Source organism: Pseudomonas sp. TE31087, assembly GCF_057284075.1.
Map to the genome: position 1 here is coordinate 4,645,582 of NZ_JBXVNN010000001.1, position 22,561 is coordinate 4,668,142.

Here is a 22,561-nt window from a genome sequence, read left to right on the forward strand (position 1 = left end):
GCCGCTCCTACAGGGGTCGGTGCCGCCCTTGAGAGTGGCGCAAGAATCCAGCTGTTGTGGGAGCCTCCCATGTTGAACACCCTCTTACCCATCCTGCTGTTCACCGCCCTCGGCCTGGCGGTGCTCGGCGCCCTGCGCCGGGTGCGCATGTGGCGGCGCGGGCGGCCTAGCAAGGTTGACCTGATTGGTGGCCTGCTGGCTATGCCGCGGCGCTACCTGGTGGACCTGCACCATGTGGTCGAGCGCGACAAGTACATGTCCAAGACCCACGTCGCCACCGCTGGCGGCTTCGTGCTGTCGGCTGTGCTGGCGATCCTGGTGCATGGCTTCGGCCTGCACAGCAAGATCCTCGGCTACGCCTTGCTGGTGGCCACGCTGATCATGTTCACGGGCGCGCTCTTCGTCTTCAAACGCCGGCTCAATCCGCCTTCGCGCCTGTCCAAGGGCCCATGGATGCGCCTGCCGAAAAGCCTGCTGATGTTCGCGGCGAGCTTCTTCATCGCCACGCTGCCGGTTGCCGGCATCCTCCCGGAAGGGACCGGTGGCTGGGTGCTGGTCGCCTTGCTGGGCGTCGGTGTGCTGTGGGGCGTGTCCGAGCTGTTCTTCGGCATGACCTGGGGCGGCCCGATGAAGCACGCCTTCGCTGGTGCCCTGCACCTGGCCTGGCACCGCCGCGCCGAGCGCTTCGGCGGTGGCCGCTCCACCGGCCTCAAGCCGCTGGACCTCGAAGACCCCAACGCACCGCTGGGCGTGGAGAAACCGGTCGATTTCACCTGGAACCAATTGCTCGGTTTCGACGCCTGCGTGCAGTGCGGCAAGTGCGAGGCCATGTGCCCGGCGTTCGCCGCCGGCCAGCCGCTGAACCCGAAGAAACTCATCCAGGACATGGTCATCGGCCTGGCCGGTGGCACCGACGCGCAGTTCGCTGGCAGCCCTTACCCCGGCAAGGCGGTCGGCGAGCATGGCGGCCATCCGCACCAGCCGATCGTCAACGGCCTGGTGGACGCCGAGACGCTGTGGTCGTGCACCACCTGCCGCGCCTGCGTCGAGGAATGCCCGATGATGATCGAGCACGTCGATGCCATCGTCGACATGCGCCGCCACCTGACCCTGGAAAAGGGCGCGACGCCGAACAAGGGCGCCGAGGTGCTGGACAATCTGATCGCCACCGACAACCCTGGCGGTTTCGCCCCGGGCGGGCGGATGAACTGGGCGGCCGACCTCAACCTGAAACTGCTGTCCGAGGTGAAGCGCACCGAGGTGCTGTTCTGGGTCGGCGACGGCGCCTTCGACATGCGCAACCAGCGCACTCTGCGGGCCTTTGTCAAAGTGCTCAAGGCTTCGGGCGTGGACTTCGCCGTGCTCGGCCTTGAGGAGCGAGACAGCGGTGACGTGGCCCGGCGCCTGGGCGACGAAGCAACCTTCCAGCAACTGGCCAAACGCAACATCCAGACCCTGGCCAGGTACCAGTTCCAGCGCATCGTCACCTGCGACCCGCACAGCTTCCATGTGCTGAAGAACGAGTACGGCGCCCTTGGCGGCGAATACCAGGTGCAGCACCACAGCACCTACATTGCCGAGCTGATCGCCGCCGGCAAGCTCAACCTCGGCCAGCACAAGGGCGGCAGTGTCACCTACCACGACCCGTGCTACCTGGGCCGCTACAACGGCGAATACGAAGCCCCGCGCGAAGTGCTCAAGGCGCTGGGTATCGAAGTGCGCGAGATGCAGCGCTCGGGCTTCCGCTCCCGCTGTTGCGGCGGTGGCGGCGGTGCGCCGATCACCGATATCCCCGGCAAGCAGCGTATTCCCGACATGCGCATGGACGATATCCGCGAGACCGAGGCCGAGCTGGTGGCGGTGGGTTGTCCACAGTGCACGGCGATGCTCGAAGGCGTGGTCGAACCGCGTCCACAGATCAAGGACCTGGCCGAGCTGGTCGCCGATGTGCTGATCGAAGACCAAACCCCTGCAACCCCGAAGTCGCAGGCCGCCAAACGTGAACCTGCGGAGGTGCACTGATGAGCGACATCATCCGCCGCGACCCACGCGCCGAGTGGATCGCCCGTAACCGCCTGCACCCGCTGCACGCGGCGATGCAGACACAACAGACGAGCTGGATGGGCCCCCACGGCATTATCCGCAAGAACCCGCACGCGATCGCCGCCGGTTTCATCGGCCCCAGCGGCCTCAAGCGCATTGACCGCAGCGGCGCCCAGCAGGGCACCGGTGTCGGCGGGCGACGCAGTGCGGCCGCCGAAGTGCAGTTGCCGCTGCACACTGTGGTGCAACCGGCCTTCTACATTGCCGTGGTGCCGGACATGGTCGGTGGCCGCCTGGGCAGCCACGACCGCGACCTGCTGGGCCTTGCCCATAGCCTTGCCGGTAGCGATGGCGCGGTGTTGGCCGTCGTGTTCGGCGAGCACAAGGAAAACAACTTTTCCACAGCCGGCGTTGATCGGTTGCTGGTCATCGAGGGCGAGGCCTTCGCAGGTTATGCACCGGAGCAACTGGTCCAGGGCCTGCGGGCTGTGGATAACCAATTCGCGCCGCGCCACTGGCTGTTGCCCGACAGCCGTACCGGCGGCGGCGAACTGGGACGCCGCCTGGCCGCCGCGCTAGGCGAACGCCCGGCGACGCGGGTGTGGCAGGTCAAGGATGGCCAATGCATCGGTCGCGCCGGTGCCGGCCAGCAGGATATCCAGCGCAGTGTGCCGCGGTTGATCCTGGCCGCCGCCGAATGTGCCGAGCCGGTCAGCGAAACCCGTCACGAAGCGCTGCCGGTGGAGTTGTCCACAGGCGTTGCGCGCAGCCTGTCGCGTATCGAAGACCTGGGCTCGGTGGCCGTCGACCCGGCCGCCATCGCCATGGCCGAGGCCGAGTTCATCGTCTCCGGTGGCAACGGCGTCAAGGACTGGGACCTGTATCACCGGGCCACCGCGGCCCTCGGCGCCACCGAGGGTGCGTCGCGGGTGGCGGTGGACGACGGCTTCATGCCGCGCAACCGCCAGGTCGGCGCCACCGGCACCTGGGTCACGGCGCGGGTCTACGTGGCCGTGGGTATCTCCGGCGCCATCCAGCACCTGCAGGGCATCGGTGCCTGCGACAAGGTGGTGGCGATCAACATGGACCCAGGCTGCGACATGATCAAACGGGCCGACCTGTCGGTGATCGGCGACAGCTCGGCGATTCTCAAGGCGCTGATCGAGGCTGTGGACAACTTCCGCAGCGGCGGCCAGCGCGACGCGGCATAGGGGCAGCGAGCATGAGTACGAAAGTCATCAGCCTGGTCTCGATCGGCGCCCACCCCAGCTCCGGCCGCGCCCGCCGCGCCGAGCAGGATGCCCGCGCCGTGGAGCTGGGCCTGCAACTGGCTGGGGATAACTTGCAGGTGGTGCATGCCGGCGATCCTCGCGAAGAGGCGCTGCGTGCCTACCTGGGCATGGGGCTGGAGCATCTGGATGTGCTGGAACAGCCTGCCGGCGCCGATGTGCTGGGCGTGCTCGGCGACTATCTGCGTGACGCGGGGGCCCAGCTGGTGCTGACCGGCAGCCAGGCTGAAACCGGCGAAGGCTCGGGGATGCTGCCATTCCTGCTGGCCGAGAAGCTGGGCTGGCCACTGGTGGTGGGGCTGGCCGAGGTCGAATCCATCGACAACGGTACCGCCCAGGTGCTGCAAGCCTTGCCAAGGGGCCAACGGCGTCGCCTGAAGGTGCGCCTGCCGTTGCTGGCAACTGTGGATAACGCCGCGCCCAAGCCTCGGCAATCGGCCTTCGGCCCGGCGCGACGTGGGGTGTTGGCGGCGCGCAACGTGGCGCTGATCGAGGATCCGCTGCTGGTCGAGGATGCCCTGCAACCGGCCAGGCCACGGCCCAAACGGCTCAAGGTGATCAAGGCCAAGAGTGGTGCGGACCGCATGAAGGCTGCCACGGCCAAGGCCAGTGGCGGGGGCGGCAAGGTGCTCAAGGATGTGTCGCCACAGGAGGGCGCAGAGGCGATCCTGAAGTTGCTGGTGGAGGAGGGTGTCCTGCGCTGACAGGCGGTAAACACTATCCACAAGCTCATAACGCCCGATGAAGGTGTCCAAAATCATTAGGCCAGATCACATCCCCTGTGGGAGCGGGTTTACCCGCGAATACCAGCGAAGCTGGTGCCAGGCACCGCAGTGCTCGTTTCGCGGGTAAACCCGCTCCCACAGGGGGCCACTGTTTGCGCTCCACCATAGCCGCGCTGATCCCTGTGCATAACTATCCTCGGAATCCAGCACGGCTGACATCGATTCGAACCCGCGCCGTCACTTGCCCACTGAATCTGTTTGCCAGGCTGTGTATAAAATGTTCGTGAATTGCCAGAGGCATTGAAATTAAAGGCCTACAGAGGATAGATCAAAAAATGCTCAGTTCGGTGAAAGGCACAACCCAACCGTGGTGCCAGTTACCAGCGAAGTTGCTCACAATCACTGTTGGTGGCCCTGTGGACAACATGTTTGGATTTTTCTACAGGCACTGAATCCATTGGGTTGGAGGGTGATGGCTGTTTTTTGATCAGTCCTTCGTCATTGTGGCTAAAGTCTCGGAATAAAAGCGCTTCATGACGCTATCCACAGGCCTGCAAGATTCCGGATCAGCCTTATCAACATTCTCTGTTGGTCCATCTGTGGAAAACGTGTTCGGTTCTGTCTGAACCCCACGCTTTCAAAGGCTTGTAAGCTGTTGGCTGTTTTTTGACCAACTCAGAAATCCCAGTCATTCAAACTACGTCGTCCGGTCTACTTGAGTGGCTGTGGATAAAAGCCCGCGATCAGGCACTTCCGGTCATGGAGACCTGGCATTTTTGTCAGTTATCTCAGCGCAACGGCAATGCTAGCTTGGTGCCAATCAGCCCATAGAGCACAAGCACATGGCCAGGAAATGTTTGCTCGCCGCAGACAGGCTGCAAAGCCCACATACAACGATGACTTCCTCAGGTCGGACACCGGTCGCCTACACACCCTACGGCTTGCGCCCCGCGCCGAAAGGGGCATCGATAACGGGGTTCACTGGCCAACTGCGAGAGGTCGAGTTGGGCTGTTACCTGCTGGGTAATGGCCATCGTGTTTTTAGTCCGTCTTTGATGCGTTTTTTTCTGCTGATGTGTTGAGTCCGTTTGGGCTTGGTGGAGTGAATTGCTATGCCTACTGTCACGGTGACCCTATCAATAGGGTAGATCCTACTGGCCAACATGACGGCTGGGCTACGCACCAGATCACAATGGCTGCAAATGGATTAGCCTTAGGCCAGGTGGGGCTGGCAATTGCTAATCAATATATAGAGACAGGAAAAGTTAGTTTTGGTACAGGTGCTCGGTGGGGTGTAACGGGAGCTATTGCAGGGTGGGGTTTTTCCGCTGGAGTTCATCAGCGTAATAATGGCGATGAAGGAAGTGTCGTGGCGGACGTGACGACAGTGTTAGCCCCGGCACTGGCTTTCGGTGATGAACTCTATCGATTTGGGAGGAATATTTATCGCCGGTTGAAGGATCGTGTAACGGCTCGCTTTAATACGCCACCTGGATCCCCAAATACGGTAATAACCAGTGAGGTGAATAAACGGGGTCCAAATAACGCAGAGCACAGGGCGAATACGGTTCAAGAGGCTGTGGAGCTTAATAGTCTATTACTTGCACAACAAGATGGAGAGGAAGTTAATTACTTCCAGTTTCCTGAGGTAGGAGGTGGCGGGCAATTAAATGCTGGCGCCCCTCTAGAGGTACAGGCTTCAATCAGGGAGTAGGGGTTTGTTAGTCTGCTAAATATGTAGATGGCCTGTTGTTCTGAGTATGGAGGTATAGCATGCGGGCATCGATTATCTTGGGGGTCGACCATCAGTTGAGTAAAGTGATAGCCCTCACTCAAGGAACGTTGCGATGTATACCTTATACGCCCTATGGCTATAGCCGGCCACAGGGTGGGGCGATGGTAATTGGCTTTACAGGGCAATACTTTGATGGTTGCTTGGAAGGGTATTTGCTGGGCAATGGTTATCGCGTGTATAGCCCATGGCTGATGCGCTTCAAGTCCCCGGATCGAGTAAGTCCGTTCGGACGAGGGGGGATCAACGCCTATGCATACTGTGAGGGGGATCCGGTTAACTGGCAGGACCATTCTGGGAATCATAAAAGCAGGGCGGTGTCTATGTTTGACCTGAGTATGTCTGGGGACTTATCAGGTGTTTTTGTTGGGGTGCTGCGAACAGTTATTTCTTATGCCGAGTCATTCCGGGATTCATTAATCTACCGTCAGCGTAATTTGGAGGGTAGGGCTGGGGATGCAGAATATTTTCTTGATCTGGCTAGGAAGGATAAAAAGCCATATACAGCTGAGCATCTTGAGCTTTTACAGCAACTTTCGCAATTGGTAATGGTTGGTGTGAAAATTGAAAGAAAAAAATCCAGGGTTGAAGACGGTATCAAAAAGCTTACTGGTTTGATTGACAGGATTGAGGTTGAGAGGTTCGAAGAGCCTTTGCAAGATAGTGGTATGATCCCAATCGTAACAGGGGACGAGTACGATGATTCAAATCATTTAATGCCTGATGAGCGTCGTCGTTTAGGCACTTGGCCTTCATCTGAGATGGGCAGGCTTCGGCAGTGATTATCGAATGGTATCTTGATTTACTGTAGGCTGTATGAGCGAAGACGGTTTACTGGAGTTAAGGATAGGGGAATATAAATGCCTCCTCCAAGACATTAGGGCCTAAATACCTGTGCGTCCGTACTTACCTTTCTGGCAGATGCGAGCAATCAGGTAACCTTAGATAGTATCAGGGCCACTCTCCACGCCCCATTGATACATTGCGCACAACCACCACAGGACATGGTGCATCAAATGGCTCTATTGGCAAGCGATAAACTGCAGAGTCCCCTCCTGGTTCAGCGGTCAACCAACAGGATCGCCGCAGCCTACACGCCATACGGACAAAGGTCGCCTTCCTCGTTCCCCACGGCATTGGGCTTCACCGGTCAGCCTTTCGAGCAAGCCCTGGATGGCTATGTGCTGGGCAGTTATCGCGTCTACAGCACCAGGCTCATGCGCTTTCTCAGTGCGGATTCGTGGAGCCCCTTTGGCGGAGGGGGGCTCAATGCCTATTGCTACTGTAGGGGTAATCCGGTCGACCGGCGTGATCCGACAGGTCATATTGTCGTTGATCCTTACACTGCGACCAAAGCTGGCTTCTTTATCGCTACCAATGCAGTTTCACTTGGCTCGGCGCTCATGAGCCCGCCCCCGCAAGACGGGTTGGGTGCCGCGCTGAATAGAGTGTCGATCACCGCTCCGCTCGTGGCATTCGTGGCGCAGGTGGGGAATGCGCTTGGAGTACCTGGCGCAGACTTGATGGTTGTGGCGTCAACTGCTACTGGCGCCACAGCCACCGCTGGGAAGGCAATAGTGAGTTCTCTTGCACCCGGTGCTGAGCCAGCAAAAAATGTAAAAGCAAACGTGAGGGCTTACTTCCGTGGAGTCAATGAACCATCGGTGGATGTAGAGTCTGGAGGTACAGCTTTGACTAACATTTCACCCTCCACCAGAGAACAAGGGACTCAAACTGTTGACCTCGAAGATGGTGTTCGACCGCGAGTCAACACTGGGTCTGGTCTTCGGCGAAGAAGGGTCGGGGTTGTCACGCAACCTGATCTAGGCCACGTGTCTGGAGGAGGCCAGGACAGTGCTTCCCCGCCTAGAAGCCCCCAACGCAAAAAGCATGAAATACGCGACCTGAGCGATTGATATGAGTGACCAGGTGTAAACCCGCTCCACTCAAAGGGCCGCAATGCGGCCCTTTGAGACAAGTAGTCGACTGTACCCTTCTACTACCTCATTGAGCCTGCACTTCCCTAAGATAAGCCGCCGGCTCCGCCCCCAGATTGTTCAACAGCCGCTGGCTATACCAATCGATGAAGTTCACCACCCCATACTCATAGGTCTTCGAGTAAGGCCCCGGCTGATACGCGGTGGAATTGATCCCCCGCTGGTTCTCCTCCGCCAGTCGCCGATCCTGATCGTTGGTGGCGTCCCACACCTTGCGCATGTCCTCGGGGTTGTAATCGACGCCCTCCACCGCATCCTTGTGCACCAGCCATTTGGTGGTGACCATGGTCTCCTGGGCGCTGATCGGCCACACGGTGAACACGATCATGTGGTCGCCCATGCAGTGGTTCCACGAATGCGGCAGGTGCAGGATGCGCATCGAGCCCAGGTCCGGGTTCTTGATACGGCCCATCAGCTTCTGGCAGGCCTGCTTGCCGTCCATGGTCATCGACACGGTGCCCTTGAGCAGCGGCATGCGCACGATGCGGTTACGCAGGCCGTGGCTCTTGTGCAGGTACGGAATCTTCTCGGCTTCCCAGGCGGCGGCCGAGGCGGCGACGTGATCCTTGAATTCCTGGCTGGCGCGGGGGTCGTTGGTATCGTCCCACTCCAGCAGCGTCTTCAACAGCTCCGGGTGCGAACCGCTGCAGTGGTAGCACTCGCGGTTGTTCTCCAGCACCAGTTTCCAGTTGGCCTTCTCCATCAAGGTGGTCTGCACCGCCACCTTGGTGTTCTCCATGTCGTAGGGTTCCATGTAGTGGTCGAGGGTGGCGAGGAACTCGTCGATGGCCGGCGGGTTCTCGGCCAGGCTGATGAAGATGTAGCCGCCGGCCACCTTCACGTTCACAGGCTTGAGGCCGTACTGGTTCATGTCGAAGTCGGCGCCCATCTCGGTGCCGGCGAACAGCAGGCGACCGTCGAGCTCGTAGGTCCACTGATGGTAGTGGCAGACCAGCTTGGCCACCTTGCCTTTGTCGCTGACGCACAGGCGCGAGCCGCGGTGGCGGCAGACGTTGTGGAAGGCATGAACCTTACCTTCGGCACCGCGAATCACGATGATCGGGTTTCTTGCCGATCTGCAGGGTGATGTAGTTGCCCTTGGTCGGGATCTCGCAAACCATGCCGGCGATCAGCCACTCCTTGTGGAAGATCTCCTGCATGTCGATCTGGAACAGGCGCTCGTCGCAGTAGAACGGTTGCGGCAGCGAGTAGGTGCGCTCGCGGGTCTGCAGCATCTCGGCGGTAGCCTTGCGTGCAGGTTCCAGTGGATCGCCCAGGCTCAGGGTTGCGGTGACGTCCATCGTGTGGTCCTCGGGGCCGCGTGCGGCCGGCTGAAGTGGCTAATCGTTGTTGTAGTGCCGCAAGGCTGTTGTTCGCGATAAACAGCGTGTTGTTTTGCCGAGGAGTGTGCGTCCGGGCCGGGAAAGGACCATATCCACGGGCGACATGGCCGCATCGAATTCCGACGCGCCAGCCCTTGTAGCGCGGGGCTGGTCGCGATAAGCACGCCGATGTCGCGGATGGGAATGTACGGCGCGGTGCGCTTGCGCATTATCGGAGCCATAAGAATGGCCGACAGTCGGCTGCTGGAGATGAACATGTCCGATACCTTCCTCAATCCGGTTACCACCCAGACCTGGGCCAATGGCCGCCACATCGTGCGTTGCGTCAAGGTCATCCAGGAAACCTGGGACGTGCGCACCTTCTGCTTCATGGCCGACCAGCCGATCATGTTCTTCTTCAAGCCCGGGCAGTTCGTCACGCTGGAGCTGGAGATCGAAGGCAAGCCTGTGATGCGTTCGTACACCATCTCCAGTTCGCCGTCGGTGCCCTACAGCTTCTCCATCACCGTCAAGCGTGTGCCGGGCGGGCTGGTGTCGAACTTCCTCCACGACACCATGCACGAGGGCGCCGAATTGCCGGTGCACGGGCCGGTGGGGCTGTTCAACGCCATCGACTTCCCGGCAGGCAAGGTGCTGTACCTCTCGGGCGGCGTCGGCATCACCCCGGTGATGTCCATGGCGCGCTGGTTCTACGACACCAACGCCAACGTCGACATGGTCTTCGTGCACAGCGCCCGCTCGCCGAAGGACATCATCTACCACCGCGAGCTGGAGCAGATGGCTTCGCGCATCCCCAACTTCAGCCTGCACATCATCTGCGAGAAGCACGGCTTGGGCGAACCCTGGGCCGGTTACCGTGGCTACCTGAACCAGCGGCTGATGGAGCTGATCGCCCCGGACTACCTGGAGCGCGTGATTTTCTGCTGCGGCCCGACGCCGTACATGAGCGCGGTCAAGCGCATGCTCGAGGCAGTCGGCTTCGACATGAAGAACTACCACGAGGAATCGTTCGGCGCGACGCCGCCTGAGGCCAAGGCCGACGCGGTGGAGCATGCCGAAGCCGCGGCCGATGCGCCGGAAGTGGATGTGGCCGACCTCAACCTGGTGGAGTTCGTCGGCAGCGACAAGAGTATCCGCGTGGCCCCGGGCGAGACCGTGCATGCGGCGGCGGCCAAGGTCGGGCTGATGATTCCCAAGGCCTGCGGCATGGGTATCTGCGGCACCTGCAAGGTGCTCAAGCTTGGCGGCGAGGTGGAGATGGAGCACAACGGCGGGATCACCGAGGAGGATGAGGCCGAGGGCTACATCCTTTCGTGCTGCAGCGTGCCGAAAGGGGATGTGCGGATCGAGTATTGATCCTCAAACGCATCGCGGGGCAAGCCCGCTCCCACGCCAAACCTGAACCTGGCGTGGGAGCGGGCTTGCCCCGCGATGCGTTTGAGGATCAGGTGCGGAACCGCGCCACCAACCCGTTCAGATCCACTGCCAGACGCGATAGCTCCGCGCTCGCCGCGCTGGTCTGATGCGCTCCGGTAGCACTTTGCACCGACAGGTCGTTGATATTCACCAGGTTGCGGTCCACCTCGCGGGCGACCTGGGCCTGCTCTTCGGCGGCACTGGCGATCACCAGGTTGCGCTCGTTGATCTGCGCCACCGCGCCGGCAATGGTGTCCAGCGCCAGGCCCGCGCCACGGGCGATGTTCAGGGTCGACTCGGCGCGCTCGGTGCTGGTGCGCATCGAATCCACGGCCTGCTCGGTGCCGCCCTGGATGCTGCCGATCATCCGCTCGATCTCGCTGGTGGACTGCTGGGTGCGGTGGGCCAGGGCGCGCACCTCGTCGGCGACCACGGCGAAGCCACGACCGGCCTCGCCAGCACGGGCGGCCTCGATGGCGGCGTTGAGCGCCAGCAGGTTGGTCTGGTCGGCCAGGCCGCGGATCACATCCAGCACCTTGCCGATATCGCGGGACTGCTCGGCCAGGTGGGTGATCAGCTTGGCGGTGGACTGCACGTCGCCGCTCATGCGCTCGATGGCGCCCACGGTCTCCATCACCAGGTCACGGCCATCGCCGGCCGAACGGCTGGCTTCGCTGGAGGCCTCGGAGGTGCTTACCGCGTTGCGCGCCACTTCCTCGACCGCGCTGGTCATCTCGGTGACAGCGGTGGCGGCCTGCTCGATCTCGTTGTTCTGCTGCTGCAGGCCCCGGGCGCTTTCGTCGGTGACGCTGTTCAGCTCTTCAGCGGCGGAGGCCAGCTGGGTGGCGGAACCGGCGATCAGCTGCAGGGTGTCGCGCAGCTTGTCCTGCATCTTGGCCATGGCCTTGAGCAGGCGCGCGGCCTCGTCGGTGCCCTCGGCATCGATGTGGTGGGTGAGGTCGCCCTCGGCGATCTGCTCGGCGGACTTCAGCGCCTCATCGATGGGCTTGACGATGCTGCGGGTGAGCAGGAAGGCGAACAGCAGGGTCAGCACCGTGGCGGCCACCAGCAGGCTGATCACCAGGCCGAAGGCACCGCTGTACTGCTCGGCGGCCTGGGCGTTGGTGGCGCTGGTCTGGTCGGTGTTGATGCGCACCAGGGTGTCCATGATCTTGTTGATCTGCTCGGAGTTGTCCAGCAGGTCGCGGTTGAGCAGGTCGCGCAGGGCGTCGAGGTCGCCGGCCTGGCTCAGCGTGCGCATGCGTGCCTCGAGCTGGCGGTACTGGTTGAGCAGCAGGCCGTACTGGTCAAAGGCGGCTTTCTCGTCGGCGGCGGTTACCAGCGGCTCGTAGGCGCGGCGGGCCTTGTCTATCTGCGCGTTGCGCTCGTCCAGCAGGCGCAGGGTGTCCTGCTGGGTGGCCGGTTCGCGGTTGAGCAGCAGGCGGTAGGACAGGGTGCGCAGGCGCAGGTTGAGCGCGGTCAGCTCGTCGAGGGTCTTGATGCTGGGCACGCTGATTTCCTCGATGGTCACCCCGGCCTGGCGGATGTTGCCCATCTGGATCAGCGAGAACACGCCGAGGCCCAGCATCAGCAGGCCGATCACGGCGAACCCGAGCAGCGCGCGCGGCGCGATATTCATATTGCGTAAGGACATGGAGGCAGTTCCCAAGGCAGAAGAGGTGCCGCGATCCATGCGACGAAAGAAGACCTGCCTGCCTATCGGTCGTGACCGGCCAGTCTTGAGTCCGCAATGCAAAAATTGTGAGGCAGCTAACTATTTTCCTGACCAGCGGTTGATCCAGGTCGGAACAAGGGGGCCGATCCTGGGTCAACCTGAACCTGGCAAACACCTTTTGAATCCGATATTTAATGGCGGGGGCGGCAGTTTTTCCTTATCGTGTGCGCCCTTTGCAACAACCGAGATAGACGCATGTTGGAAACTTCCCTGAATCAACTCGAGCAACTGGTCAGCGACCTGATGCACAAGAACGCGCAACTGGCCGAGCAGAACGCCAGCCTCGGCCAGGAACTGGCCCAGGCCAAGGAAGAGAACGACAGCCTGCAGTTGTCGCTGATGGAGCAGGAAGAGAAGCACGGCGCCACCGCCGCCCGCATCCAGGCCCTGGTCGAGCGCGCCAGCGCGGGTGTCGTGAACGCATGAGACTGCAAGCGCAGCCGGTCAATGTCGTGTCGATCCTGGGCAACGACTATTCGCTCAAGGCGCCCGAAGGCCAGGAAGAAACCCTCTCCCAGGCCGTGCGCATGCTCAACGTCGCGCTGGCCGAAACCAAGCGCAACTACCCGACCCTGATCGGCGACAAGCTGCTGGTGCTGGCCGCGCTGAACCTGTGCTCCAAGCAGATCGAGCTGCAGCGCGAGCACGACAGCACCCTCGAGCGCACCCAGGCGCAGATCGACGCCACGGTCGATGCTATCAGCCGGACCATCGGCGACCAGTAAAGCGCTCAAGCATCCCCTGTGGGAGCGGGTTTACCCGCGAAGACGTCGGTGAAGCCACCATCGTCTTCGCGGGTAAACCCGCTCCCACAGTTGTTTTGTGCTGTCTCGGATCACTGGAATAACTGGATACTTAAGTGTATACACTTCCCGAAAAACAATAATTATCGGGGAGTGGGGCATGCATATCTGGCGGCGGAGTATCCAGTGGCAACTGATCGCAAGCATGGGCACCGCCCTGCTGGCAAGCATCCTGGTGGTGGTGGCGATCTACACAATGGCGCTCAACCGCCTCACCGAGCGCTACCTGGTGGACACGGCGTTGCCGGCCAGCGTCGAGGCCATCCGCAACGATATCGAGCGCATGCTCGGCCAGCCGCTGGTGGCGGCGGCGGACATCGCCGGCAACACCCTCCTGCGCGACTGGCTGGCCGCCGGTGAAGCCCCGGCCGAGCTGCCGCGCTTCATCGAATACCTGGACGCGGCCAAGCAGCGCAACCACGCCTTCACCACCCTGTTCGCCTCGACCGTCACCGGCCACTACTACAACGAGAAGGGCCTGGACCGCACCCTCAGCCGCGCCAACCCCAAGGACAAGTGGTTCTACGGCTACATCGACAGCGGCGCCGAGCGCCTGATCAACATCGATATCGACGGCTCCACTGGTGAGCTGGCGCTATTTATCGACTATCGGGTCGAGAAGGACGGCCAGCTGGTCGGCGTCGCCGGCATGGGCCTGCGTATGACCGAACTGTCGAAGCTGATCCACGATTTCAGTTTCGGCGAGCACGGCAAAGTGTTCCTGGTGCGCAATGACGGCCTGATCCAGGTCCATCCCGACCAGCAGTTCAGTGGCAAGCGCCAACTTGCCGAGCAGTTGGACGTCGAGGCGGCGAAGGCCGTGCTGGTGGGCGGTGAAGGCCTGCGCAGCAGCCGTTTCCAGCGTGATGGCGAGGATTACCTGGCCCTGGGCCTGCCCCTGCGTGACCTGAACTGGACCCTGGTGGCCGAGGTGCCGGAAGCCGAGATCTACGCCCAGGCCCGCCAGGCCATCTGGCAGACCTGCCTGATCGGCGGCGGTGTGGCGCTGCTGTCGCTGTTGCTGGTGGTGCTGCTGGCACGCGGGTTGGTGCGGCCCATTCGTCAGGTCACGGCGGCGTTGGTGCAGATCGGCGGTGGCGCGGGTGATCTCAGCCATCGCCTGGACGACTCGCGCCAGGACGAGCTGGGAGACCTGGCCCGCGGCTTCAACCGCTTCCTCGACAGCCAGCGTGGCCTGATCGGTGAAGTGCTGCGCACCACCGAGCGCCTGCACTTGTCGGTGGAGCAGGTGACCCAGGTGGTGGACAACACCGCCGAGCGCTCGGGCCGTCAGCAGGAAATGACTGAGATGGTCGCCACCGCCGTGCACGAGATGGGCCTGACCGTGCAGGACATCGCCCAGAACGCCGGCTCCGCCGCCCATGCCTCGCAGTCGGCGCGCGACGAGGCGTTGCAGGCGCGGGAGGTGGTACGCCGTTCCATCCACAACATCGAAGGCATGTCCGGCGAGATTGGCCGCGCTGCCGAGGCGGTAACGCAGCTGGCGGACGAGGTCGCCTCGATCGACGAAGTGCTGGCGGTGATCCGCAGTATTTCCGAGCAGACCAACCTGCTGGCGCTCAATGCCGCCATCGAAGCGGCGCGGGCCGGCGAGATGGGCCGGGGTTTTGCCGTGGTGGCCGATGAGGTACGGACTCTGGCGCGGCGCACCCAGGTGTCCACCGACGAGGTGCAGCAGATGATCCACCGTCTCAAGCAGGGCGCGGGCACCGCCGTGGCGTCGATGCAGGCGGGGCAGCAGGCTACCGGTAATGGGGTCGAGTCGAGCCAGCGTACAGGGGCTTCGCTGGGGGCGATCACCGATCAGGTCGAGCGCATCAGCGGCATGAACGAGCAGGTGGCCACGGCGACCGAGGAGCAGTCGGCGGTGACCGAGGAGATCAACCGGACGGTGCAGGGGATTTCCGACCTGGCGCGGCAGACGGCCAGCGAAGTGCAGGGGTGTCGCGAGGAGTGCCAGGCGTTGCGTGGGCTGGCTGATGATCTGGCGCGGCAGATGGGAGGCTTCCGTCTCTAGCTGATCGCGGGGCAAGCCCGCTCCCACAAGCGCCTTGGAATGGGCGTGGGAGCGGGCTAGCCCCGCGATGGCGATTGATCAGGCGCCGAAGATCGCGCGGATATCCGCCGCTAGCTCGCGCACCCGGGCTTCCTGGGTATCCCACGAACACATGAATCGCGCTCCACCGCTACCAATGAAGGTATAGAACCGCCACCCCTTGTTGCGCAGCACTTCCAGCGCATGCTCCGGCATCTGCAGGAACACCCCGTTGGCCTCCACCGGGAACATCAGTTCCACCTCTGGCAAATCACTCACCAGCGACGCCAGCAACTGCGCGCAGTGGTTGGCGTGCTTGCCATGGCGCATCCACGCGCCATCTTCCAGCAGCCCGACCCACGGCGCCGACAAGAAACGCATCTTCGACGCCAGTTGCCCGGCCTGCTTGCAGCGGTAGTCGAAGTCCTCGGCCAGGTCGCGGTTGAAGAACAGGATTGCCTCGCCGACCGCCATGCCGTTCTTGGTGCCGCCAAAGCACAGCACATCAACCCCGGCCTTCCAGGTCAGCTCGGCCGGCGTGCAGCCGAGGAACGCGCAGGCGTTGGTAAAACGCGCGCCGTCCATGTGCAGGTTCAGCCCCAGTTCCTTGCAGGTGGCGCTGATCGCCTTGAGCTCGTCGGGGCGATACACGGTACCCACTTCGGTGGCCTGGGTGATGGTCACCACGCGAGGCTTGGGGTAGTGGATGTCCTGGCGCTTGAGCGCCACTTCGCGGATCGACTGGGGCGTCAGCTTGCCGTTGACGCTGGCGGCGGTCAGCAGCTTGGAGCCGTTGGAGAAGAACTCCGGCGCGCCGCATTCGTCGGTCTCGACGTGGGCGGTCTCGGAGCAGATCACGCTGTGGTAGCTCTGGCACAGCGAGGCCAGGGCCAGGGAGTTGGCGGCGGTGCCGTTGAAGGCGAAGAACACCTCGCAGTCGGTCTCGAACAGCTTGCGGAAGTATTCCGAGGCGCGTTCGGTCCACTGGTCGTCGCCGTAGGCGCGTTGGTGGCCGTGGTTGGCCTTTTCCATCGCGGCCCAGGCTTCGGGGCAGATGCCGGAGTAGTTGTCGCTGGCGAATTGTTGGTTGTTGTCGGTCATGACGCCTGTCCTTTTGTACGACGCAGGATCGCACTCTAAACCATCGATTTGGCGGTTGCCTATGTAGGAGCGGCCTTGTGCCGCGAAAGGGGCGCGAAGCGGCCCCAGGATGTATGGCATGGCACAAATCGTCGGGGCTGCTGCGCAGCCCTTTCGCGGCACAAGGCCGCTCCTACAGGGATTGGTGTTGTCGGTGGATGAATGTCGTAAACGCGCCATTGCAAGGCGCGCGCAGGCATCTGTGCCCCGGTGCCCGGTCATACCATCGCTGCAAAGGGTGGGAAAACCCTCACCAGACAAGAAACGATCGCTGCCGGGAGATACACGATGTTCAGCAAGCAAGACCAGATCCAGGGTTATGACGACGCACTGCTGGCGGCGATGAATGCCGAGGAACAGCGCCAGGAAGATCACATCGAGCTGATCGCCTCGGAGAACTACACCAGCAAGCGCGTGATGCAGGCCCAGGGCAGCGGCCTTACCAACAAGTACGCCGAGGGTTACCCGGGCAAGCGCTACTACGGCGGCTGCGAGCATGTGGACAAGGTAGAAGCCCTGGCCATCGAGCGCGCCAAGCAGCTATTCGGCGCCGACTACGCCAACGTCCAGCCGCACTCCGGTTCCTCGGCCAACAGCGCCGTGTACCTCGCCCTGCTGCAGGCCGGCGACACCATCCTGGGCATGAGTCTGGCCCACGGCGGCCACCTGACCCACGGTGCCAAGGTGTCGTCCTCGGGCAAGCTGTACAACGCCGTGCAGTACGGTATCGACACCAATACCGGTCTGATCGACTACGACGAAGTCGAGCGCCTGGCAGTCGAGCACAAACCGAAGATGATCGTCGCCGGCTTCTCGGCCTACTCCAAGACCCTGGATTTCCCACGCTTCCGTCAGATCGCCGATAAAGTCGGCGCGCTGCTGTTCGTCGACATGGCCCACGTCGCCGGCCTGGTCGCCGCCGGCCTGTACCCCAACCCGATCCCCTTCGCCGACGTGGTCACCACCACCACCCACAAGACCCTGCGCGGCCCGCGTGGCGGCCTGATCCTGGCCAAGAGCAACGAAGAGATCGAGAAGAAGCTCAACGCCGCCGTGTTCCCCGGCGCCCAGGGTGGCCCGCTGATGCACGTGATCGCCGCCAAGGCGGTGTGCTTCAAGGAAGCGCTGGAGCCTGAGTTCAAGAGCTACCAGAAACAGGTCATCGAAAACGCCCAGGCCATGGCCCAGGTGTTCATCGACCGCGGCTATGACGTGGTCTCCGGCGGCACCGACAACCACCTGTTCCTGGTCAGCCTGATCCGCCAGGGCCTGACCGGCAAGGACGCCGACGCAGCCCTCGGCCGCGCCCATATCACCGTCAACAAGAACGCCGTGCCCAACGACCCGCAGTCGCCGTTCGTCACCTCGGGCCTGCGCATCGGCACCCCGGCCGTCACCACCCGTGGCTTCAAGGTTGCCCAGTGCGTGGCGCTGGCCGGCTGGATCTGCGATGTGCTGGACAACCTGGGCGACGCCGATGTCGAGGCCGATGTGGCCAAGAACGTCGCCGCCCTGTGCGCCGACTTCCCGGTCTACCGCTGAGTGGAGCAGAACACCATGCAACGTTATTCGGGCTTCGGCCTCTTCAAGCACTCCCTCAGCCACCACGAGAACTGGCAGCGCATGTGGCGCACGCCGACGCCGAAGAAGGTCTACGATGTGGTCATCGTCGGCGGTGGCGGCCATGGCCTGGCCACGGCCTACTACCTGGCCAAGGAACACGGCATCACCAACGTGGCGGTGGTCGAGAAGGGCTACCTGGGCGGCGGCAACACCGCCCGCAACACCACCATCGTGCGTTCCAACTACCTGTGGGACGAGTCGGCGCACCTGTACGAACACGCCATGAAGCTGTGGGAAGGACTGTCCCAGGACATCAACTACAACGTGATGTTCTCCCAGCGCGGCGTCTACAACCTGTGCCACACCCTGCAGGACATCCGCGATTCCGAGCGCCGGGTCAACGCCAACCGCCTCAATGGCGTGGATGGCGAGCTGATCCGCACCGAGCAGGTCGCGGCCGAGATCCCGTACCTCGACTGCTCGAAGAACACCCGCTACCCGATCCTCGGCGCCACCGTGCAGCGCCGTGGCGGCGTGGCCCGTCACGACGCCGTGGCCTGGGGCTTCGCCCGTGCCGCCGACGCCCTGGGCGTGGACCTGATCCAGCAGACCGAGGTGATCGGCTTCCGTAAAGAGAATGGCGCCGTGATCGGCGTTGAAACCAACAAGGGTTTCATCGGCGCCAAGCGCGTCGGCGTGGTCACCGCGGGTAACTCCGGGCACATGGCCAAGCTGGCGGGCTTCCGCCTGCCGCTCGAATCGCACCCGTTGCAGGCACTGGTATCGGAGCCGATCAAGCCGATCATCGACAGCGTGATCATGTCCAACGCCGTGCACGGCTACATCAGCCAGTCCGACAAGGGCGACCTGGTGATCGGTGCCGGCATCGACGGCTGGGTCGGCTACGGCCAGCGCGGTTCGTACCCGGTCATCGAGCACACCCTGCAGGCGATCGTCGAGATGTTCCCGATCCTCTCCCGCGTGCGCATGAACCGCCAGTGGGGCGGCATCGTCGACACCACCCCCGACGCCTGCCCGATCATCTCCAAGACCCCGGTGAAGAACATGTTCTTCAACTGCGGCTGGGGCACCGGCGGCTTCAAGGCCACCCCGGGCTCGGGCAACGTCTTCGCCGCGAGCCTGGCCAAAGGCGAGATGCACCCGCTGGCCGCGCCTTTCTCCATCGACCGTTTCTACAACGGCGCGCTGATCGACGAACACGGCGCCGCTGCCGTCGCCCACTGACCCGGAGACAACCGTCATGTTGCAAATCTTCTGTCCCCACTGCGGCGAGCTGCGCTCCGAGGAAGAATTCCACGCGTCGGGCCAGGCGCACATCGCCCGCCCGCTGGACCCCAACGCCTGCTCCGACGAGGAGTGGGGCACCTACATGTTCTTCCGTGACAACCCGCGCGGCATCCACCACGAACTGTGGGACCACGTCGCCGGTTGCCGCCAGTACTTCAACGTCACCCGCGACACCGTGACCTACGAGATCCTGGAAACCTACAAGATCGGCGAGAAGCCTCAGGTCACCGCCGCCTCGAAACAGAGCACCGCGCCAGCGACCGCCAAGGGCCAAGGGGAAAAAGTATGAGCCAGACCTATCGCCTCGCCAGCGGCGGCCGTATCGACCGCAGCAAGGTGCTGAACTTCAGCTTCAACGGCAAGACCTACCAGGGCTATGCCGGCGATACCCTGGCCGCCGCGCTGCTGGCCAACGGCGTCGACATCGTCGGGCGCAGCTTCAAGTACTCGCGCCCGCGCGGGATCATCGCCGCCGGTACCGAAGAGCCGAATGCGATCCTGCAGATCGGCTCCAGCGAAGCCACCCAGATCCCCAACGTGCGCGCCACCCAGCAGGCCTTGTATGCTGGCCTGGTGGCCACCAGCACCAACGGCTGGCCGAACGTCAACAACGACATGATGGGCATCATCGGCAAGGTCGGCGGCAACATGATGCCGCCTGGGTTCTACTACAAGACCTTCATGTATCCCAAGTCGTTCTGGATGACCTACGAGAAGTACATCCGCAAGGCGGCGGGCCTGGGCCGTGCGCCGCTGCAGAACGACCCGGACAGCTACGACTACATGAACCAGCACTGCGACGTGCTGATCGTCGGCGCCGGCCCTGCCGGTCTGGCCGCCGCGCTGGCTGCTGCCCGTAGCGGTGCCCGGGTGATCCTGGCCGACGAGCAGGAAGAGTTCGGCGGCACCTTGCTCGACAGTCGCGAAACCCTCGATGGCAAACCGGCCGCCGATTGGGTCCATGCCGTGGTGGCCGAGCTGGAAAGCCTGCCGGAAGTCACCCTGCTGCCGCGCAGCACGGTCAACGGCTACCACGACCACAACTTCCTCACCATCCACGAGCGCCTCACCGACCACCTCGGCGACCGTGCGCCGATCGGCCAGGTGCGCCAGCGCGTGCACCGTGTGCGTGCCAACCGCGTGGTGCTGGCCGCTGGCGCCCACGAGCGTCCGCTGGTGTACGGCAACAACGACCTGCCGGGCAACATGCTCGCAGGCGCCGTATCGACCTACGTGCGCCGTTATGGCGTGGCGCCGGGCCGCAAGCTGGTGCTGTCGACCAACAACGACCACGCCTATCGCGCCGCGTTGGACTGGCACGATGCCGGCCTGCAAGTGGTCGCCATCGCCGACGCCCGCCACAACCCACGCGGTTCGCTGGTCGAAGAGGCCCGTGCCAAAGGTATCCGTATTCTCACCTCCAGCGCCGTGATCGAGGCAAAGGGCAGCAAGCACGTCACCGGCGCCCGCGTGGCCGCCATTGATGTGCAGGCGCATAAGGTCACCAGCCCTGGCGAAACCCTCGAGTGCGACCTGATCGCCACCTCCGGCGGCTACAGCCCGGTGGTCCATCTGGCCTCGCACCTGGGCGGTCGCCCGGTCTGGCGTGAAGACATCCTCGGTTTCGTGCCGGGCGATGCACCGCAGAAGCGCGTATGCGTCGGTGGCGTGAACGGTGTCTACGCCCTGGGCGATGTGATCGCCGATGGCTTCGAAGGCGGCGTACGTGCTGCCACCGAGGCCGGCTTCAAGGCCAGCGTCGGCACCCTGCCGAAAACCCTGGCGCGCAAGGAAGAGGCCACCGTGGCGCTGTTCCAGGTGCCCCACGACAAAGGCACCGCCCGTGCGCCGAAGCAGTTTGTCGACCAGCAGAACGACGTCACCGCCGCCGCTATCGAGCTGGCCACCCGCGAAGGCTTCGAGTCGGTCGAACACGTCAAGCGCTACACCGCCCTGGGCTTCGGCACCGACCAGGGTAAGCTGGGCAACATCAACGGTCTGGCCATCGCCGCCCGTTCGCTCGGGATAGGCATCCCGGAAATGGGCACCACCATGTTCCGCCCCAACTACACGCCGGTGACCTTCGGCGCGGTGGCGGGCCGGCACTGTGGCCACCTGTTCGAGCCGGTGCGCTTCACCGCCCTGCATGCCTGGCACATCAAGAACGGCGCCGAGTTCGAGGACGTCGGCCAGTGGAAGCGCCCGTGGTACTTCCCCAAGCCCGGCGAAGACATCCACACCGCCGTGGCCCGCGAATGCAAGGCCGTGCGTGACAGCGTCGGCCTGCTGGACGCCTCGACCCTGGGCAAGATCGACATCCAGGGCCCGGATGCCCGCGAGTTCCTCAACCGCATCTACACCAACGCCTGGACCAAGCTCGACGTGGGCAAGGCCCGCTACGGCCTGATGTGCAAGGAAGACGGCATGGTCTTCGACGACGGCGTGACCGCCTGCGTTGGCGACAACCACTTCATCATGACCACCACCACCGGTGGCGCCCCCCGCGTGCTGCAGTGGCTGGAGCTGTACCACCAGACCGAATGGCCGGACATGAAGGTGTACTTCACCTCGGTCACCGACCACTGGGCGACCATGACCCTGTCCGGCCCCAACAGCCGCAAGCTGCTGGCCGAGGTCAGCGACATCGACCTGGACAAGGAAGGCTTCCCGTTCATGAGCTGGAAGGAAGGCCTGGTCGGCGGCGTGCCGGCGCGGGTGTTCCGCATCTCGTTCACCGGCGAGCTGTCGTACGAGATCAACGTCCAGGCCAACTACGCCATGGGCGTGCTGGAACAGATCGTCGAGGCGGGCAAGAAATACAACCTGACCCCGTACGGCACCGAGACCATGCACGTACTGCGCGCCGAGAAGGGCTTCATCATCGTCGGCCAGGACACTGACGGCTCGATGACCCCGGACGACCTCAACATGAGCTGGTGCGTCGGTCGCAACAAACCGTACTCGTGGATCGGCCTGCGCGGCATGAACCGCGAGGACACCGTGCGCGAGAACCGCAAGCAGCTGGTGGGCCTCAAGCCTGTGGACCCGAACGTGTGGCTGCCGGAAGGCGCCCAGCTGGTGTTCGATCCCAAGCAGCCGATCCCGATGGACATGGTCGGCCACGTCACCTCCAGCTATGCGGCCAACTCCCTGGGCTATTCGTTCGCCATGGGCGTGGTCAAGGGTGGTCTCAAGCGCCTGGGCGAGCGGGTGTATTCGCCCCAGGCCGACGGCAGCGTGATCGAGGCCGAGATCGTGTCTTCGGTGTTCTTCGACCCGAAAGGCGAGCGGCAGAACGTCTAAGGCTTGCGGCTGGTAACGCCGGGCCCTGTGGGAGCGGGTTCACCCGCG

At 63.1% G+C, this 22,561-nt stretch carries 16 protein-coding genes and 3 pseudogenes; 15 read left to right on the top strand and 4 right to left on the bottom strand.

All coding sequences use genetic code 11. The features are described from left to right. Nucleotides 1-69: 69 nt before the first annotated feature. From dgcB to ACZ899_RS20945, 6 genes are all read left to right on the top strand, one after another. On the top strand, nucleotides 70-2,022 hold the full coding sequence (gene dgcB / locus ACZ899_RS20920) for a dimethylglycine demethylation protein DgcB (protein WP_232855023.1): 1,953 nt from the start codon (nucleotides 70-72) through the stop codon (nucleotides 2,020-2,022). Then, entirely contained in the window at nucleotides 2,022-3,254 is a 1,233-nt protein-coding gene (gene etfA, locus ACZ899_RS20925) for an electron transfer flavoprotein subunit alpha (protein ID WP_232855024.1), read from the top strand. Before dgcB ends, etfA begins: the two co-directional genes overlap by 1 nt. Nucleotides 3,255-3,265: 11 nt before the next feature. Then, nucleotides 3,266-4,036: an electron transfer flavoprotein subunit beta gene (etfB, locus tag ACZ899_RS20930; protein WP_234560639.1), complete on the top strand. Its 771-nt coding sequence runs from the start codon at nucleotides 3,266-3,268 to the stop codon at nucleotides 4,034-4,036. A gap of 1,213 nt (nucleotides 4,037-5,249) precedes the next feature. Then, entirely contained in the window at nucleotides 5,250-5,771 is a 522-nt protein-coding gene (locus ACZ899_RS20935; RefSeq protein ID WP_234560640.1) for a hypothetical protein, read from the top strand. A gap of 59 nt (nucleotides 5,772-5,830) precedes the next feature. Beyond that, nucleotides 5,831-6,631, top strand: a complete 801-nt coding sequence (locus ACZ899_RS20940; RefSeq protein ID WP_442799903.1) for an RHS repeat-associated core domain-containing protein — start codon at nucleotides 5,831-5,833, stop codon at nucleotides 6,629-6,631. A gap of 234 nt (nucleotides 6,632-6,865) precedes the next feature. Continuing rightward, entirely contained in the window at nucleotides 6,866-7,765 is a 900-nt protein-coding gene (locus tag ACZ899_RS20945) for an RHS repeat-associated core domain-containing protein (RefSeq protein ID WP_234560641.1), read from the top strand. Nucleotides 7,766-7,853: 88 nt separating this feature from the next. Here ACZ899_RS20945 and gbcA read toward each other — a convergent pair. After that, nucleotides 7,854-9,147: pseudogene (gbcA, locus tag ACZ899_RS20950) on the bottom strand (glycine-betaine demethylase subunit GbcA). Between the two features lie 297 nt (nucleotides 9,148-9,444). Between gbcA and gbcB the strand changes: the two are divergent. Then, on the top strand, nucleotides 9,445-10,545 hold the full coding sequence (gbcB, locus tag ACZ899_RS20955; RefSeq protein WP_050703446.1) for a glycine-betaine demethylase subunit GbcB: 1,101 nt from the start codon (nucleotides 9,445-9,447) through the stop codon (nucleotides 10,543-10,545). 88 nt (nucleotides 10,546-10,633) lie between these two features. On the opposite strand, the gene ACZ899_RS20960 is transcribed toward gbcB, so the two are convergent. Together ACZ899_RS20960 and ACZ899_RS20965 are read right to left on the bottom strand one after the other, a co-directional pair. Then, a complete protein-coding gene (locus tag ACZ899_RS20960; RefSeq protein ID WP_371349951.1) occupies nucleotides 10,634-11,506 on the bottom strand; it encodes a methyl-accepting chemotaxis protein in 873 nt (290 codons plus the stop codon). Next, a pseudogene (locus ACZ899_RS20965) lies at nucleotides 11,489-12,298 on the bottom strand (MCP four helix bundle domain-containing protein); the annotation flags it as partial. The gene ACZ899_RS20960 and the pseudogene ACZ899_RS20965, both read right to left, overlap by 18 nt. 237 nt (nucleotides 12,299-12,535) lie before the next feature. Here ACZ899_RS20965 and ACZ899_RS20970 point away from each other — a divergent pair. From ACZ899_RS20970 to ACZ899_RS20985, 4 genes and pseudogenes are all read left to right on the top strand, one after another. Next, complete coding sequence (locus ACZ899_RS20970) at nucleotides 12,536-12,766, top strand: hypothetical protein (protein ID WP_028688440.1); 231 nt, start codon at nucleotides 12,536-12,538, stop codon at nucleotides 12,764-12,766. Further along, nucleotides 12,763-13,065 carry a cell division protein ZapA gene (locus ACZ899_RS20975; RefSeq protein ID WP_203649751.1) on the top strand — a complete coding sequence of 101 codons (303 nt, stop codon included), beginning with the start codon at nucleotides 12,763-12,765 and terminating at the stop codon, nucleotides 13,063-13,065. The genes ACZ899_RS20970 and ACZ899_RS20975 overlap by 4 nt, the downstream gene beginning before the upstream one ends. A 274-nt stretch (nucleotides 13,066-13,339) precedes the next feature. Next, nucleotides 13,340-14,317: pseudogene (locus ACZ899_RS20980) on the top strand (HAMP domain-containing protein); the annotation flags it as partial. 135 nt (nucleotides 14,318-14,452) lie between these two features. Then, nucleotides 14,453-15,181 (top strand): methyl-accepting chemotaxis protein, encoded by a 729-nt coding sequence (locus tag ACZ899_RS20985; RefSeq protein ID WP_371263117.1) that lies wholly within the window; start codon nucleotides 14,453-14,455, stop codon nucleotides 15,179-15,181. A gap of 78 nt (nucleotides 15,182-15,259) precedes the next feature. On the opposite strand, the gene ACZ899_RS20990 is transcribed toward ACZ899_RS20985, so the two are convergent. Further along, nucleotides 15,260-16,300 carry a threonine aldolase family protein gene (locus ACZ899_RS20990; RefSeq protein ID WP_234560644.1) on the bottom strand — a complete coding sequence of 347 codons (1,041 nt, stop codon included), beginning with the start codon at nucleotides 16,298-16,300 and terminating at the stop codon, nucleotides 15,260-15,262. Nucleotides 16,301-16,627: 327 nt separating this feature from the next. Here ACZ899_RS20990 and ACZ899_RS20995 point away from each other — a divergent pair, with 327 nt between their 5' ends. Genes ACZ899_RS20995 through ACZ899_RS21010 form a run of 4 tightly spaced genes read left to right on the top strand, consistent with a single transcriptional unit; the run spans nucleotide 16,628 to nucleotide 22,513 of the window. Continuing rightward, nucleotides 16,628-17,881: a serine hydroxymethyltransferase gene (locus ACZ899_RS20995; protein ID WP_203649757.1), complete on the top strand. Its 1,254-nt coding sequence runs from the start codon at nucleotides 16,628-16,630 to the stop codon at nucleotides 17,879-17,881. A gap of 15 nt (nucleotides 17,882-17,896) precedes the next feature. After that, on the top strand, nucleotides 17,897-19,147 hold the full coding sequence (locus ACZ899_RS21000) for a sarcosine oxidase subunit beta family protein (RefSeq protein ID WP_110735299.1): 1,251 nt from the start codon (nucleotides 17,897-17,899) through the stop codon (nucleotides 19,145-19,147). A gap of 16 nt (nucleotides 19,148-19,163) precedes the next feature. After that, on the top strand, nucleotides 19,164-19,499 hold the full coding sequence (locus tag ACZ899_RS21005) for a sarcosine oxidase subunit delta (protein WP_028688435.1): 336 nt from the start codon (nucleotides 19,164-19,166) through the stop codon (nucleotides 19,497-19,499). Further along, a complete protein-coding gene (locus tag ACZ899_RS21010) occupies nucleotides 19,496-22,513 on the top strand; it encodes a sarcosine oxidase subunit alpha (protein ID WP_234560645.1) in 3,018 nt (1,005 codons plus the stop codon). The genes ACZ899_RS21005 and ACZ899_RS21010 overlap by 4 nt, the downstream gene beginning before the upstream one ends. Nucleotides 22,514-22,561 lie beyond the last annotated feature (48 nt).

Bases quoted from the DNA above. Each gene is read 5' to 3' on its own strand.
- ACZ899_RS20975 (WP_203649751.1), top strand. From the start codon at position 12,763: ATGAGACTGCAAGCGCAGCCGGTCAATGTCGTGTCGATCCTGGGCAAC.
- gbcB (WP_050703446.1), top strand. From the start codon at position 9,445: ATGTCCGATACCTTCCTCAATCCGGTTACCACCCAGACCTGGGCCAAT.
- ACZ899_RS21005 (WP_028688435.1), top strand. From the start codon at position 19,164: ATGTTGCAAATCTTCTGTCCCCACTGCGGCGAGCTGCGCTCCGAGGAA.
- etfA (WP_232855024.1), top strand. From the start codon at position 2,022: ATGAGCGACATCATCCGCCGCGACCCACGCGCCGAGTGGATCGCCCGT.
- ACZ899_RS20960 (WP_371349951.1), bottom strand. From the start codon at position 11,506: ATGGCCAAGATGCAGGACAAGCTGCGCGACACCCTGCAGCTGATCGCC.
- ACZ899_RS21000 (WP_110735299.1), top strand. From the start codon at position 17,897: ATGCAACGTTATTCGGGCTTCGGCCTCTTCAAGCACTCCCTCAGCCAC.
- ACZ899_RS20935 (WP_234560640.1), top strand. From the start codon at position 5,250: ATGGCTGCAAATGGATTAGCCTTAGGCCAGGTGGGGCTGGCAATTGCT.
- ACZ899_RS20990 (WP_234560644.1), bottom strand. From the start codon at position 16,300: ATGACCGACAACAACCAACAATTCGCCAGCGACAACTACTCCGGCATC.
- etfB (WP_234560639.1), top strand. From the start codon at position 3,266: ATGAGTACGAAAGTCATCAGCCTGGTCTCGATCGGCGCCCACCCCAGC.
- ACZ899_RS20985 (WP_371263117.1), top strand. From the start codon at position 14,453: ATGGTCGCCACCGCCGTGCACGAGATGGGCCTGACCGTGCAGGACATC.
- ACZ899_RS20940 (WP_442799903.1), top strand. From the start codon at position 5,831: ATGCGGGCATCGATTATCTTGGGGGTCGACCATCAGTTGAGTAAAGTG.
- ACZ899_RS20970 (WP_028688440.1), top strand. From the start codon at position 12,536: ATGTTGGAAACTTCCCTGAATCAACTCGAGCAACTGGTCAGCGACCTG.
- dgcB (WP_232855023.1), top strand. From the start codon at position 70: ATGTTGAACACCCTCTTACCCATCCTGCTGTTCACCGCCCTCGGCCTG.
- ACZ899_RS20995 (WP_203649757.1), top strand. From the start codon at position 16,628: ATGTTCAGCAAGCAAGACCAGATCCAGGGTTATGACGACGCACTGCTG.
- ACZ899_RS21010 (WP_234560645.1), top strand. From the start codon at position 19,496: ATGAGCCAGACCTATCGCCTCGCCAGCGGCGGCCGTATCGACCGCAGC.
- ACZ899_RS20945 (WP_234560641.1), top strand. From the start codon at position 6,866: ATGGCTCTATTGGCAAGCGATAAACTGCAGAGTCCCCTCCTGGTTCAG.